This window comes from Cryobacterium sp. M25 (assembly GCF_002929635.1).
Classification (GTDB): Bacteria; Actinomycetota; Actinomycetes; order Actinomycetales; family Microbacteriaceae; genus Cryobacterium; species Cryobacterium sandaracinum.
Map to the genome: position 1 here is coordinate 1 of NZ_PJJU01000052.1, position 14,592 is coordinate 14,592.

Consider the following 14,592-nt stretch of genomic DNA (forward strand, 5'->3'; position numbering starts at 1 on the left):
TGTGGTAACCCAATCGATACCGGAGGTCCTCACTTTTTTAGCTCACGCCACGCTCACAACCTGTGTGGGAACAACATCTAGAGGACTACATCGCGGCCTGAAATTCAAGGGGTGTGCTCAGATGACCGTTTTGGGTACACACCGGGCGCTGCCAACGCCTACCTTGGAAGCATGGCCATTCCCCCTCTTGTCGAGCCGATCGCCCGCCTGAGCGGCGCCGAATCCGTTCGCACCGCCCGCCAACGCCGTCTGCCCCAGCTCAACGAGCTCGGCCAGCGTCGCCTCGCCAACGCCCGGGTGCTCGTGCTCGGCGCCGGCGGGCTGGGGTCCCCCGCGCTCATCTACCTGGCCGCGGCCGGCGTGGGAACGATCGGCATCGTCGACGGCGACGACGTCGAACCCAGCAACCTGCAACGCCAGATCGTGCACGGCCAGGCGGATGTCGGACGCCCCAAGGTGGCCAGCGCCGCCGAATCGATCGCCCAGATCGCGCCGGAGGCCGTGGTCGTGCAGCACGCCGAACGGCTCGACGCCGGCAACGCCGCCGCGATCATCGGCGGTTACGACGTGGTCATCGACGGCACCGACAACTTCCCCACCCGTTTCCTGGTCAACGACACCTGCGCGGCCCTGGGCCTGCCACTGGTCTGGGCATCCGTTCTCCGTTTCGACGCCCAGCTGTCGGTGTTCTGGGCCACCCCACCGGCCGAGAGCGGCCTCACCGGGGTGCACTTGCGTGACCTGTTCCCGACCCCGCCCACAGAGGGTGAGGTGCCCAACTGCGCCGAAGCCGGCGTGCTCGGCGCGCTCTGCGGCCAGGTGGGCTCGCTGATGGCCACCGAGGCGATCAAGCTGATCGCCGGTATCGGCGCTCCGCTGATCGGGCGCGTGCTCGTGATCGACGCGCTCTCGGGCCGTTTCACCGAGGTGCCCCTGATCGGCACCGGCATCGCCGCCGCCGACCCGAACCCGGCAGCGACCCTCGCCGCCGCCCGCGGCTCCGCTCAGGCCGCCGCCGCTGGGGCCTGGCCGACGCTCACCCCGGTGGAGCTCGTGGCCCGGCTCACTGCCCGCGCCGAGGGAACCGACCCGTTCGTGCTGGTCGACGTGCGCGAGCCCGACGAGCACGCCGAGAGCGCCATCCCGGATGCCGTCCTGCTGCCTCTCGGCGACCTGCTCACCGAGGCCGGAATGGCCACCCTGCCGCGGGACGTGCCGCTGGTGCTGCACTGCCATCTGGGGCCGCGGGCCGAACGCGCCGCTATGGCCCTGGACGCGGCCGGCTTCACCGGCCTCACCCTGCTCGCCGGCGGGATCGTCGCTTGGGACGTTGCCGTCGCCGCACGCACCGCTCCCGGCCGCGGCAGCAAGTGGGCCGGCGACGCCGTGTCCAACGAATCGACGACCACAGCGGGGAACTGACCATGACGGGGAACACGCACGAGCACACCCACGAGCACGACGCCGACGCTTGCGCCGTACCGGTCTCGGCCCGCAGCGTCGCCGACCAGCTCTCCTTCGTGCTCGCCGCGGTCGCCCCGCTGCCGCCCGTGCTGGTCTCGCTTGACGAGGCGCTGGGCCTGATGCTGGCCGAGGATGTTCGGAGCGCCACGGACACACCTCCCTTCGACAACTCGGCCATGGACGGCTATGCCGTCCGGCGCGCCGACCTGCTGCAGGCCTCCGCCGAGCACCCGGTGACGCTGCCGGTGGTCGCCGACCTCGCGGCCGGAACCAGCCAGAACCCGCACCTGGAGACCGGGCAGGTGGCCCGGATCATGACGGGGGCGCCGCTCCCGGACGGGGCGGATGCCGTGGTTCCGATCGAAGACACCGATCAGGGCATCGACACGGTCACCGTCGTGCGGGCGCCGCAGCCGGCAGCGCACATCCGTCGCGCCGGCGAAGACGCCCACGCCGGCGACACCGTGCTCACCCGCGGCTCGGTGCTCTGGCCGACCCGGGTTGCCGCGGCCGCCAGCGCCGGAACCTCGTCGCTCCGGGCGCACCCGGCTCCGCGCGTGGCCGTGATCTCCACCGGGAGCGAGCTCGTCACCCCCGGCGAACCCACCCGGCGCGGCCAGATCCCCGACTCCAACTCCTACCTCCTCGCGTCGGCCGTCACCGCGGCCGGCGGGGTGCCGATCCGGCTCGGCGCGGTTCCCGACGACGAGAACACGCTCCGCAGCCTGCTGGCCAGCCTCGCCGGCACGGTCGACGCCATCGTGCTCTCCGGCGGGGTGAGCGTCGGCGCCTACGACATCGTCAAGGCCGTGCTCGCCCCGCTCGGCACCGTACGGTTCGGGCCGGTCAAGATGCAGCCGGGCAAGCCTCAGGGTTTCGGCCGCTGGCCGGCCGACGACAATGCAGTCGAGGGACCGCTCATCTTCGCCCTCCCCGGCAACCCGGTCAGCGCCTTCGTGTCGTTCGAGGTGTTCGTGCGGCCGGCCCTGCGCCGCCTCGGCGGGCACATCGAGCTCTTTCGCCCCACGATCTCGGCGACCGCCGGGGAGAGCTGGGACTCCCCACCCGGCCGTGCCCAGTACATGCCGGTGACCCTCGAGGGCGTGGGAATCCGCAGGGTGGTCCGCCGGTCCGCCGCGGGCGGGTCGGGATCCCACCTCGTCGCCGGGCTTGCTCAGGCCGTCGGGCTGGCCATCGTGCCGGAAAACGTGACGCGGATTGCCGAGGGCGACCGCGTCACTGTCATGCTGTTGACATGAGCATCCGCGACCTGTCCGCACACCCCTTCACGCATCTCGACTCTTCCGGCCAGGCCCGCATGGTCGACGTCACCGAGAAGCAGCCCACCGTGCGCAGCGCCACCGCCGCCGGCTTCGTGGCCTGCGGCCCGACGGTCATCGCGGCCCTTCGCGACGGCAGCACCCCCAAGGGCGATGTGCTCGCCGTGGCCCGCATCGCCGGCATCCAGGGTGCCAAGAAGTGCGCCGACCTGCTCCCCCTCGCGCATGTGATCGGGGTGCACGGCGCCGCCGTCGACCTCGTCATCGAAAACACCGGGGTGCGCGTCACGGCCACCGTGCGCACGGCCGACCGCACCGGCGTCGAGATGGAGGCCCTGACCGCCGTGTCGGTCGCCGCCCTCGCCGTGGTCGATATGGTCAAAGGCCTCGACAAGTCCGTTTGGATCGAGAACGTGCGCCTCATCACGAAGACCGGAGGGAAGTCCGGCGACTGGCACCGCCCGAACGAGTAGCGATGACCCGAGCAGCCATGAGCGTCGATCTGATCGTGCTGGCGGGCGGGCGCGCCCGGCGCCTCGACGGCGCGGTCAAGCCCGCGGTCGAGGTGGCCGGGCGCACGCTGCTCTCCCGGGTGCTGGACGCCCGCGGTCTCGCCCGGAACGTTGTCGTGGTCGGGCCGGAGGAGGCTCGTGCGGCCGTCCCGGCCGACGACACGGCCGAGCTGACCTGGACGCTCGAAGATCCCCCGTTCGGCGGCCCGGTCGCCGGCATCGTGGCGGGACTCGCGGCGCTCGAGCACGCGACCGCGTCCGGGCCTGCGGACTGGGTGCTCCTGCTGGCCTGCGACCTGCCGTGGGCAGCGGATGCCGCCCGCCTACTGGTGCCGGCGGCGTCCGACCCGGGGCTGCCGGCATCCGTTCACGGCCTGCACCTGGTCGACGCGGGCGGCCGCGCGCAGTGGCTCGCGGGGATCTACCGTCTGGCGCCGCTGCGGGCGGCCGCGCACCGGATCGGCGCCGACGCCCACGGCGCCAGCGTGCGCGGACTGCTGGCCCCGCTCGAGCTGCGGGGCGTCCGCGACCAGAACGGCGAGGGGAGCGACGTGGACACATGGCAGGATGTGGAGAGGAGTTCCGCACTGCTGACCAGCACCCCACCGCGGAGCACCCCACCGCGGAGCAATCCGACCGCGGAGCAATCCGACCGCGGAGCAATCCGATGAGGAGTGATACTCAATGAGCGCCTCGACCCCGCTTCCCCCTGAGGCTCTCGACGAGTGGCTGGTGGCCCTCGCCGCCGCACTCGGCCTGGATCCGGCCGACATCCCCGTGGGCACGCTGCTCGACGTGGCCCGCGACGTGGCCCACAACGTGGCCCGGCCCGCCGCCCCGCTGAGCACGTTCCTGGTCGGTCTGGCCGCCGCCCGGAACGGCGGCACACCCGCCGCCATCGAGGCCGCCAGTGCGCTGGCCACCCGGCTCGCCCTCACCTGGCCGCCGGACCAGCCGGAGGCGACACGCTGATGGCGACCATCCGTTTCTTCGCCGCGGCAGCCGAATCCGCCGCCGCCGACGCGGCCGCGGTCGATGCCGCCACCATCGGCGACTTGCGCGCCCAGCTCACCAGCCTCTACGGCGACGAGTTCGAGCGCATCCTCGGCCGGTGCTCCCTGCTCGTGAACGGCACACGGGCGACGGATGACACGGTGCCGCTCTCCGGCAGCGACACCGTCGACGTGCTGCCGCCCTTCGCCGGCGGCTGACGCCCGCCGATTTCGGTTCTGTTCGACCGAATCATTTTTCACGGCGTTCACGCGTTGTCGCATTTCCGCTGCACCGCGAGGGTGGAAGCTACGCGGGCCTGGTGCCCGGCAGCAACCAGCCGAGGAAGTCCATGTCAGTCGAAACGTCTCCGCAGTTCGCCTCGAAACTCAAACCGGATCTGTCCAACTGGGACCCGGAGAATGACGAGACCTGGGATCCGGGGCTCGCCTGGCGCACCCTGTGGATCACCACCTTCAGCCTGACTCTGAGCTTCGCGGCCTGGTACCTCGTCAGCGCGATCGCCCCGCGTCTGAACGACATCGGCTACTCCCTCGCACCCAGCCAGCTGTACTGGCTCGTCGCCCTCCCCGGGCTCGCCGGCGGCCTGCTGCGCCTGGTCTTCATGTTCCTGCCGCCGATGATGGGCACCCGCAACCTCGTCGCCATGTCGTCGGCCCTGCTCGTGATCCCGATGCTCGGCTGGACCCTCGCCGCCCGGGACACGTCCACGCCGTACTGGGTGCTGCTCTCCCTGGCGTTCGCGGCCGGCATCGGTGGCGGAACCTTCTCCGGTTTCATGGCATCGACCAGCTACTTCTTCCCCAAACGCCTCGCCGGAACGGCTCTGGGCCTGCAGGCAGGCCTCGGCAACTTCGGCATCGGCCTGATGCAGCTGATCCTGCCCTGGGTCGTAGGATTCGGTCTGCTCGGCACCGCCGCCCTCACCCCCCAGAGCAGTGCCGAAGGTGACCTCGTCTGGCTGCACAACGGTGGGCTGGTGCTCATCCCCTGGGCTCTGCTTGCCATCGTCCTGGCGGTGATGTACCTGCGCCGGGTGCCGATCACGGCGAACTTCCGCCAGCAGATGGACATCTTCGGGGTCAAGCACACCTGGATCATGACCGCCATCTACCTGATGAGCTTCGGCGCCTACAGTGGCCTCGCCGCCCAGATGGGCCTGATCATCCTCGACGTCTACGGCAACTTCCCGGATGCCCCGAACCCGCTGGCCTTCGCATTCATCGGCCCCGTCCTCGGCGCCCTGGTGCGGGCGGCGAGCGGCCCGTTCTGCGACAGGTGGGGCGGCGCGATCTTCACGTTCATCGGTGGCCTCGGCATGGTGGCGGGAACTGCCCTCACCGCCTTCTTCCTCACGCCGACCAGCGTGGACGAGTTCTGGGGCTTCCTCACCGGCATGTTGATCATCTTCTTCTTCGCCGGGCTGGCCAACGCCGGCACGTTCAAGCAGATGCCGATGATCTTCCCGAAGCGTCAGGCCGGCGGAGCCATCGCCTGGACCTCCGCCATCGCGGCCTTCGGACCGTTCGTCGTGGGCATCTCGCTCACCATGATCAGCCCGACCGCGTTCTTCGCCGGCTGCGCCGTGTTCTGCGTGTTCTGCACCTGGCTCGCCTGGTTCTACTACGCCCGCAAGGGTGCTCCCTTCCCCAGCTGATCGATCTGCCGGATCGGAGTACGATCCCCGCATGGAACAGCTGCACTTCACGATTCGGATCGACGCTCCGGTACACACCGTCTGGAGCACGATGCTGGACGCGTCGACCTACCGGGACTGGACCCGGGCGTTCCACGAGGGTTCCCACTACGTCGGAAGCTGGGCGGAGGGCAGCACGATCCGCTTCCTCGCCCCCGGCGAGGATGCTTCCCACAGCGGGCTGGTGGCCACGGTCGTCGAAAACCGGCCGGACGAGTTCATCTCCCTGGAAATCCGCGGTGCTGTCTCCCGGGGCATCGACGACACCACGAGCGCTCACGCGCGGCGGTTCGCGGGCGCGCACGAGGACTACTCCTTCAGCGAGTCCGACGGGGTGACCACACTCGTGGTAACCGTCGACACCGACGAGGAATTCACGGCCATGTTCGCTGCGGATTGGCCCCGCGCCCTCGCGCGGCTCGGGGAGCTCGCCGAGGAACGGGCCGCCACCGCCGACTAGCTGCCCGGGTCCTGCCAGCCGTGGGCGATGAAGGGTCGGACTGGGAGTTCCGAGCCCCGAACGGGGCGAAGCGAGTGGTCGATGCCCGATCCGCACCAGCGCTGCTGCCCACCCGGCGGGGCCTGTGGCCAACTCAGGAGATCCGTCCGGCCGGGCCGAACATCCACACTGGTTCCGCACTGATCCGTGGCGGCCGGTGCATGCCGGGCAACGGATGTCCTGAGTTGGCCGCACACACACACCCGCACACGCGCGCTCGCGCGACCGGGCCTAACCCACGGAAGAGTCAGGAGAGCCAGAATCTCCGCCGAGTGGGCCCGCGAGGTTGCCGCCGGCGTGGGCGCCGACAGCTCCGTGACCGACTGAGTTCAGGCCGGCTCAGTCGTCGTCTTCGCCCCCGGCGGGTGCCGGTGCTCCCCCGACCTCGGACCAGACGGCCGCCGCACCGCTGTGACCGATGAGCACGGCCTGCACGATGGTTCCCGTGGCGGCGACCAGCGCGGCCACGGCCAGCACGATGGCCACCCACTTCGGGGCGCGGGCGACGGATGTCCGGCCGCCGACCTCCCGGTAGTTCCACCAGAGTAGAACGGCGGCGACCACGACCAGGGCGGCAACCCAGGGCAGCAGCCCGTCGGCCAGCTCGGAGTGGGTCTCGACCAGCGCGGTCTCGGTGACCCGCTCTCTCAGCGCCTCCCCGGATTCGCGCGCCAGCGGCACGAGAACGAGTGCGGCCAATGCGAGGATCAGCGGCAGGAACTTCGCCCACCGGCGAAACCGGGGCCAGAGGGCCGCGACGACGACGAGGGCGGCCGTGGGAACGACGACCGCGGTCGCGTGCACCACGAGGGGGTGCACAGGCAAACCGAAGATGGTGTCGAGCAGCGCATCGAACATGTGTCTCCCTCTGGGGCATACTCAGGCACGAAAGTGGACCCGCACTGGCAATGCTAGGCACCGGAGCGGAACCCCGCCATTCAGCGCAGGCTTCGCTTACCACCCCGAGTGCGGCGGGATCAAGACGCCCTCGATCGCCTGCAGGCGGCCTAGCGTGCGCGCGGGCTAGCCCCTCGGGCAGCCCAGGTGCCGGCGGCCTGCATCATCCGTTGCCCCTGCGACCCGCTCCCCCGACTGCATATGGCGGCTGCGGGTCGCGCACCGGCGTCGACGTCCCTGGGATCTTCGGCTAGCGGCGGCCGCCCACCTTTTCGCGGGTGTCCCTCGGTAGTTCGCTCTTCTCCCAGCCACGGCGGGCCTTCTGGGAGCCCGCACCGCGGTGGCCGTCCCGCGAGCGGTAGACGATGTAGGGACGCACGAAGTAGCCGAGCGGCGCCGAGAATACATGCACCAGTCGGGTGAAGGGCCACAGCAGGAAGAGCATCGTGGCGGAGAGCACGTGCAGTTGGAAGAAGAACGGCACGTCGCTCATCAGCGCCGGGTCCGGCTGAAAGGCGTACAGGCTGCGGATCCACGGCGAGATCGACCCACGGTAGTCGTAGCCGGCGCCGAGCACCTGGTAGAGCACGGTCGCCGTCGTGCCGAAGGCGATGGTGCCGGCGAGGAACAGGTACATGACCTTGTCCATCACGGTCGTGACCAGCTTGACCCGGGCGACCAGGCGGCGACGGATCAGCAGGATGGCGAGGCCGGCGATGGTCAGCACCGCGGCGACGCTGCCCAGCCAGGTGGCCCCGAGGTGGTAGATGTGCTCGGTGACGCCAAAGAACTCGAGCCACGGTTTGGGGATGAAGAGTCCGACAATGTGACCGCCGAAGACCATCAGGATGCCGTAGTGGAACATGGGCGAGCCCCAGCGGAGCCACTTGTTCTCATAGGTCTGGCTCGACCGTGAGGTCCAGCCGAACTGGTCGAACCGGTAGCGCAGAAGGTGACCGACGATGAAGACCCCGGCGGCGGCGTAGGGGAACGCCACCCAAAGCAGAATGTCGAGCGGATTCATACCCGTACTTCCTCGCTGTTCGCGCCGGACGGCGAGAACGGTTTGAGATTGCCCAGGAAGGTCATGCCGACCGTCTCGGTCGGCGGACCCTCGTTCACCAGGTTGAGGTAACGCTGACGCGTCTCCTCGTCGATCTTCGGGAGAGACAGGGAGACCGCCTCCACAATGTGCGCGTAGGGGCTCGGCACGGCCTCGAGTGCCATGCGGAGCACCTCGATCCCGTCGCGGTGCGCGGCGAGCAGTTCCTGGGCGATCGGCGAGTCGCTCCGCGCGGAGAATTCGAGCACCATCGGCAGGTAGTCGGGCAGTTCGTCGGCGGCGACCTCCCAGCCCGCGGCACGGTAGGCCTCGACGAAGCGCACGAGCGCCATGCCGCGGCGACGGGTGTCCCCCGCCGCGTAGTAGCTCAGGTACGGGCAGCACTTGCGCTTGAGGTCGAAAGTGGCCGTGAAGTGGATTTCCAACTCCTGCTGCGTCATCGCATCCGCTTTCGTCAGGAACGCCTCGAAGGCGTGGCGGAGCGGATCCGGCAGCAACGCCACCGACGCGGCGACAGCACCGAAACGGGCCCGTCGCTCCTGGCTGGGGTAATCCAGCAGAATGGATGCCGCCATGTGCGCCATCCGGCCGTCCTCCGCGGACAGAGGCAGCGCCGTGACCTTGCGGGTCGGGAGCTTCGCCAGCCTCACGCGGGACTCCCGGAGGCCTTCGGCGGGAACATGCCCTCCGGCACGCCGCCGCCGGTCCAGTTGAGCAGGTTGACCCGGCCGGGCGTGGTGGGCTTCGTGCGTTCGGAGCCCTTGCCGACCATCTCGTTGTAGTTGTCGACGGTCGCGTTCAGCGGCATCCCGGGGGTCTTGCCATAGGGGCCGGCCGCCGTGGCGACGCTGGGGCCACCCATACCGGGGCCGCCGTCGGTGTCGAGCGAGCAGGCGAGTTCCTCAAGCTCACGCGCCGTCTCGACGTGCGCCTTGGGGATGACGTAGCGATCCTCGTACTTGGCGATGGCCAGCAGGCGGTACATGGCCTCGATCTCGGGACCGGTCATGCCGACCGCTTCCGGGATCGACTCGTCGCGGTCGCGGCCCAGGTTGATGTCGCGCATGTACGACCTCATGGCGGCGAGCTTCCGCAGCGAGGACTCGACGGGAACGACGTCTCCGGCCGAGAACAGTCCGGCGAGGTATTCCACCGGGATGCGGAGCTTGTCGATGGCGGCGAACAGGGTGCGGGCATCCTCACCGTCGTTGTTGGTGGTCGAGATGACGTCGACCACCGGGGACAGCGGGGGGATGTACCAGACCATCGGCATGGTGCGGTACTCCGGATGCAGCGGCAGAGCCACCTTGTACTCGGAGATGAGCTTGTAGATCGGGCTATTCTGGGCCGCGAGGATCCAGTCGTCCTCCATGCCTTCGGCCTTCGCCGCGGCGATGACCTCAGGGTCGAACGGGTCGAGGAAGCAGGCGCGCTGGGCATCCAGCAGGTCGTGCTCGTTCTCGACCGAGGCCTGCGCGAGGACCGCGTCGGCGTCGTAGAGCATCAGGCCGAGGTAGCGCAGCCGGCCGACGCAGGTCTCCGAGCAGATCGTGGGCTTGCCCTGCTCGATCAACGGGTAGCAGAGCGTGCACTTCTCGGCCTTACCCGTCTTGTGGTTGAAGTAGACCTTCTTGTACGGGCAGGCGGAGACGCACATGCGCCAGCCGCGGCATCCGTCTTCGTCGACGAGGACGATACCGTCCTCCTCGCGCTTGTACATGGCGCCCGAGGGGCAGGCCGCGACGCAGGCGGGGTTCAGGCAGTGCTCGCAGATGCGCGGCAGGTAGAACATGAAGGTGTTCTCGAACTCCATCTTCACGTGCTCGCTCATGGTGGCGAGGATGGGGTCGTCTGCCGCCGTCTCCTGCGAGCCGCCGAGGTCGTCGTCCCAGTTGCCGGACCACTTGATGTCCATGTTCTGGCCGGTGAGCAGCGACTTGGGCCGGGCGACGGGGCTTTCCGTGCTCAGCGGAGCCTTGGTCAGCATGTCGTAGTCGTAGGTCCACGGCTCGTAGTAGTCGTCGATCACCGGGAGGTCGGGGTTGTTGAAGATGGTGGCGAGACGCTTGATGCGGCCACCGGAGCGCAGTTTCAGGCGTCCGCGCTTGTTGCGCTGCCAGCCGCCCTTCCACTTGTCCTGGTCTTCGTAGCGGCGCGGGTAGCCGACGCCGGGCTTGGTCTCCACGTTGTTGAACCAGACGTATTCGACGCCGGTGCGGTTGGTCCACACCTGCTTACAGGTGACCGAACAGGTGTGGCACCCGATGCACTTGTCGAGATTCATGATCATCGACATCTGAGCCATTACGCGCATTTAGTACTCAACCTCCTGGCTGCGTCGACGGATCACGGTGACCTCGTCGCGTTGGTTCCCGGTCGGGCCGAGGTAATTGAAAGCGAAGGACAGCTGGGCGTAGCCACCGATCAGGTGACTCGGTTTCAGCAGGATTCGGGTGAGCGAGTTGTTCGTGCCGCCGCGCATGCCACTCGTCTCGGCGATCGGCACATTGATGGTGCGGTCCTTCGCGTGGTACATGTACACGGTGCCCTCGGGCATCCGGTGCGAGACGACCGCACGGGCCACGACGACGCCGTTGCGGTTGTAGGACTCGATCCATTCGTTGTCACGCACGCCGATCTTGTCGGCGTCCTGCGGTGACATCCAGATGGTGGGCCCGCCGCGGGACAGCGACAGCATCATCAGGTTGTCCTGGTACTCGGAGTGAATCGACCACTTGGAGTGCGGGGTGAGGTAGCGCACGGCCACCTCGGCCCGTCCCTTCGAGCCGGTCGCGCCGGTGGACGAGGTCGACCCGACGATGGAATCATCGAACAGGCGGTGCATGTCCAGCGGCGGCCGGAAGATCGGCATGGTCTCCCCCAGCTCGATCATCCAGTCGTGGTCGAGGTAGAAGTGTTGCCTCCCGGTGAGGGTGTGCCAGGGCTTGAGGTGCTCCACGTTGATCGTGAACGCGCTGTAGCGTCGGCCGCCGTGCTCGCTGCCGGACCACTCCGGGGAGGTGAGCACCGGGACCGGGGCACCCTGCACATCCGGGTAGGAGAAGCGACGGCCCTCGTTGTCGCTGGCCAGGTGCGCCAACTTCTGGCCGGTGCGCTCCTCCATCCTGCGGAAGCCTTGCGTACCGAGCCGTCCGTTGGTGGTGCCGGAGAGCGCGAGCACCATTTCGCAGGCCTGGATGGCGGTCTTCAGCTGCGGCCGCCCGGCGGCGGGGCCGCTCTCGACGAGCCCGTTCTTCTTCGCCAGGTAGGCCACCTCGACGTCGGGGTTGAACTTGACGCCCTTGGTCATCATGCCGAGCTTCTCGGTCAGCGGGCCGAGGGCACCGAGCCGGGCGGCGAAGGCCGGGTAGTCGCGTTCGACCACGACCAGTTTGGGCATGGTCACGCCGGGCACCAGCACCTGGTCGTATTCGACGATGCCGTGCGGGGCGCTCATCGCATCCGGGGTGTCGTGCAGCAGCGGAACGGCGACCAGGTCCTTCCGCACCCCGAGGTGCTCCACGGACATCTCAGAGATCTTCTCCGCGAGGATGTGGAAGATGTCGAAGTCGGTCTTCGCCTGCCACGGCGGGGCGATCGCCGGGTTGAACGAGTGGATGAAGGGGTGCATGTCGGTGGTCGACAGGTCGTTCTTCTCGTACCAGGTGGCCGGCGGCAGCACCACGTCGCTGAAGATGGTGGTGCTCGTCATGCGGAAGTCGCTGGTGACCATCAGGTCAAGCTTGCCCTCGGGGGCGGTCTCGTGCCACTTCATGGTCTTCGGACGCTTCTCGGGCGGCGATTCGGGGGCGCGCACGGCGTTCTTGGTGCCCAGCAGGTGCTTCAGGAAGTACTCGTTGCCCTTGCCGGACGAGCCGATCACGTTGGCCCGCCACACGTCGAGGATGCGCGGGAAGTTCTCCGGCGCGTCCGGGTCCTCGATGGCGTACTCGAGGGTGCCGTCGCCGAGGGACTCGACCACGTACTGGGCCGGGTCGACGCCCGCCCCGACCGCGTCGTCGACGAGGTCGAGCGAGTTGCGGTTGAAGGTGGGGTAGCCGGGCATCCAGCCGCGCTTGGTCGACTCGACCAGGCAGTCCGCGGTGGTGCGGCCGGCGAAGGTGCCTGCGCCGAGCGGGCTGGACAGGGTGTCGGCGGCGAGGCCGTCGTAGCGCCACTGGTCGGTGGCGAGGTAGAAGAAGCCCGTGCCGATCATCTGGCGGGGCGGGCGCACCCAGTCCAGGCCGAACGCGTACTGGCCGTAGCCGGTGAGCGGGCGCACCTTCTCCTGGCCGACGTAGTGAGCCCAGCCGCCACCGTTGACGCCCTGGCAGCCGGTCATGGTGGTCAGTGCCAGGAAGGCCCGGTAGATGGTGTCGGAATGGAACCAGTGGTTGGTTCCGGCACCCATCAGGATCATCGAGCGTCCATTGGAGTCTTCGGCGTTCTGCGCGAACTCGCGGCCGATGCGTTCGGCGGCCTGCATCGGCACCGAGGTGATGCCCTCCTGCCAGGCAGGGGTACCGGGTGAGGTGGCGTCGTCGTAGCCGGTGGGCCAGACACCGGGCAGGCCGGGCCGGCCGACGCCGTACTGCGCGAGCAGCAGGTCGAACACGGTGGTGACCAGCTGGCCGGCCACCATCCGCACGGGTACGCCGCGACGGATGATGCCCGCACCGCCCGCGTGCTGCTCTCCGATCTCGTCGGTCTCCGGAGCAACGTCGAACCGGGGCATGTCGATGGCGACGGACGCCTGGTCGTAGTCGGGTGCGTCGGAGATGGACAGGAGCGGGTCGACACCCTCGAGGTCGAGGTTCCATTTGCCGACGTCGGTCTCGGAGAAACGGTGCCCGATCGAACCGTTGGGCACGACGACCTCGCCGTCGTGGCCCAGAAGCACCGGCTTGAACGCGGCGCTGGCGACCGTCGGGGCCAGGCCGGGCAGGGCATCCGCGGTCACGAACTTGCCGGGCACGTACGCGTCGCCGCGCCTGGTGAGGCTGATCAGGTAGGCGGAGTCGCTGTAACGCTTCATGTAGTCGACGAAGCGGGGCGTGCGGCGGTCGACCAGGAATTCCTTGAGCACGACGTGGCCCATGGCCAGCGCGAGCGCGCCGTCGGTGCCGGGGTGCACGGCCAGCCACTCGTCGGCGAACTTGGAGTTGTCGGCGTAGTCGGGCGAGACGGTGATGACCTTCTGGCCCTTGTAGCGGGCCTCGACCATGAAGTGCGCGTCGGGCGTGCGGGTGACCGGCACGTTGGAGCCCCACATGATCAGGTAGGAGGAGTTCCACCAGTCTGCCGATTCCGGCACGTCGGTCTGGTCGCCGAACACCTGCGGGGACGCCACGGGCAGGTCGGCGTACCAGTCGTAGAACGAGAGCATGGTGCCGCCGAGCATGGAGATGAACCGGTTGCCCACCCCCTGCGAGACGATCGACATGGCGGGGATCGGCGAGAAGCCGGCGATGCGGTCGGGGCCGTACTTCTTGATGGTGTGCACGTGGGCGGCGGCGACGATCTCGGACGCCTCGTCCCAGCTGGTGCGCACCAGGCCGCCCTTGCCGCGGGCGCTTTTGTAGGCGCGGGCGCTCTCGGGGTCGCCGGTGACCTCGGCCCAGGCGAGCACCGGGTCGCCGGTGCGGGCCTTCGCCGCACGGAACAGGTCAAGCAGCACGCCGCGCACGTAGGGGTACTTGACCCGGGTCGGCGAGTAGGTGTACCAGCTGAAGGCGGCGCCGCGGGGGCAGCCGCGGGGCTCGTATTCGGGTGAGTCGGGGCCGACGGAGGGATAGTCGGTCTGCTGGGTCTCCCAGGTGATGATGCCGTCCTTGACGTACACCTTCCAGGAGCAGGAGCCGGTGCAGTTCACGCCGTGGGTGGACCGCACCTCTTTGTCGTGGGTCCAGCGGTCGCGGTAGAACGAGTCGGCGTCGCGGCCGCCCGTAAGGAACACGGATCGCAGGTCGGGTGAGGCCTTGCCTCGGCGCAGGAACCGCCCGAGCTTCAGGATCGTGTCGTCGATGGGGGCGTCGATGCCGGGCTTGGCCGGCCGGGTCTTAGCCGGCTTCGAGAAAGCCGAATTCTTGAGTGTTTTCACAACGTACCCCTTGCACTGCCCGGGGTCACCATGGTCGGCAACCACCCTCGGACTCCAGTCTCAGGGGTGG

At 68.9% G+C, this 14,592-nt stretch carries 13 protein-coding genes; 8 read left to right on the forward strand and 5 right to left on the reverse strand.

The features are described from left to right. The first annotated feature begins 171 nt into the window (after window positions 1-171). The 8 genes from CXY81_RS08765 to CXY81_RS08800 all read left to right on the forward strand — a co-directional run bounded on the left by CXY81_RS08765 (window position 172) and on the right by CXY81_RS08800 (window position 6,423). Window positions 172-1,422 (forward strand): ThiF family adenylyltransferase, encoded by a 1,251-nt coding sequence (locus CXY81_RS08765; RefSeq protein WP_104170177.1) that lies wholly within the window; start codon window positions 172-174, stop codon window positions 1,420-1,422. A 2-nt stretch (window positions 1,423-1,424) separates the two neighbouring features. Beyond that, window positions 1,425-2,723: a gephyrin-like molybdotransferase Glp gene (gene glp / locus CXY81_RS08770; protein WP_104170176.1), complete on the forward strand. Its 1,299-nt coding sequence runs from the start codon at window positions 1,425-1,427 to the stop codon at window positions 2,721-2,723. Continuing rightward, entirely contained in the window at window positions 2,720-3,217 is a 498-nt protein-coding gene (gene moaC / locus CXY81_RS08775) for a cyclic pyranopterin monophosphate synthase MoaC (protein WP_104170175.1), read from the forward strand. Before glp ends, moaC begins: the two co-directional genes overlap by 4 nt. Window positions 3,218-3,219: 2 nt before the next feature. Beyond that, complete coding sequence (locus CXY81_RS08780) at window positions 3,220-3,927, forward strand: molybdenum cofactor guanylyltransferase (RefSeq protein WP_233194080.1); 708 nt, start codon at window positions 3,220-3,222, stop codon at window positions 3,925-3,927. A 13-nt stretch (window positions 3,928-3,940) separates the two neighbouring features. Continuing rightward, window positions 3,941-4,228, forward strand: a complete 288-nt coding sequence (locus CXY81_RS08785) for a DUF6457 domain-containing protein (RefSeq protein ID WP_174720208.1) — start codon at window positions 3,941-3,943, stop codon at window positions 4,226-4,228. After that, entirely contained in the window at window positions 4,228-4,467 is a 240-nt protein-coding gene (locus CXY81_RS08790; RefSeq protein WP_104170174.1) for a MoaD/ThiS family protein, read from the forward strand. The genes CXY81_RS08785 and CXY81_RS08790 overlap by 1 nt, the downstream gene beginning before the upstream one ends. Window positions 4,468-4,598: 131 nt before the next feature. Further along, window positions 4,599-5,924 carry an MFS transporter gene (locus CXY81_RS08795; protein ID WP_104170173.1) on the forward strand — a complete coding sequence of 442 codons (1,326 nt, stop codon included), beginning with the start codon at window positions 4,599-4,601 and terminating at the stop codon, window positions 5,922-5,924. A gap of 31 nt (window positions 5,925-5,955) precedes the next feature. Continuing rightward, window positions 5,956-6,423: an SRPBCC domain-containing protein gene (locus CXY81_RS08800; protein WP_104194626.1), complete on the forward strand. Its 468-nt coding sequence runs from the start codon at window positions 5,956-5,958 to the stop codon at window positions 6,421-6,423. Window positions 6,424-6,801: 378 nt separating this feature from the next. Here CXY81_RS08800 and CXY81_RS08805 read toward each other — a convergent pair whose 3' ends face one another. From CXY81_RS08805 to CXY81_RS08825, 5 genes are all read right to left on the reverse strand, one after another. Beyond that, window positions 6,802-7,320 carry a DUF2231 domain-containing protein gene (locus CXY81_RS08805; RefSeq protein ID WP_199180891.1) on the reverse strand — a complete coding sequence of 173 codons (519 nt, stop codon included), beginning with the start codon at window positions 7,318-7,320 and terminating at the stop codon, window positions 6,802-6,804. 289 nt (window positions 7,321-7,609) lie between these two features. Beyond that, a complete protein-coding gene (gene narI, locus CXY81_RS08810) occupies window positions 7,610-8,383 on the reverse strand; it encodes a respiratory nitrate reductase subunit gamma (protein WP_104194627.1) in 774 nt (257 codons plus the stop codon). Continuing rightward, a complete protein-coding gene (gene narJ / locus CXY81_RS08815) occupies window positions 8,380-9,072 on the reverse strand; it encodes a nitrate reductase molybdenum cofactor assembly chaperone (protein ID WP_233194083.1) in 693 nt (230 codons plus the stop codon). Before narJ ends, narI begins: the two co-directional genes overlap by 4 nt. Further along, window positions 9,069-10,736 carry a nitrate reductase subunit beta gene (gene narH / locus CXY81_RS08820; RefSeq protein ID WP_104101357.1) on the reverse strand — a complete coding sequence of 556 codons (1,668 nt, stop codon included), beginning with the start codon at window positions 10,734-10,736 and terminating at the stop codon, window positions 9,069-9,071. The genes narJ and narH overlap by 4 nt, the downstream gene beginning before the upstream one ends. Next, the gene (locus CXY81_RS08825) at window positions 10,737-14,522 is read right to left on the reverse strand and encodes a nitrate reductase subunit alpha (RefSeq protein ID WP_104194685.1); all 3,786 of its coding nucleotides are present in this window, start codon (window positions 14,520-14,522) and stop codon (window positions 10,737-10,739) included. Window positions 14,523-14,592 lie beyond the last annotated feature (70 nt).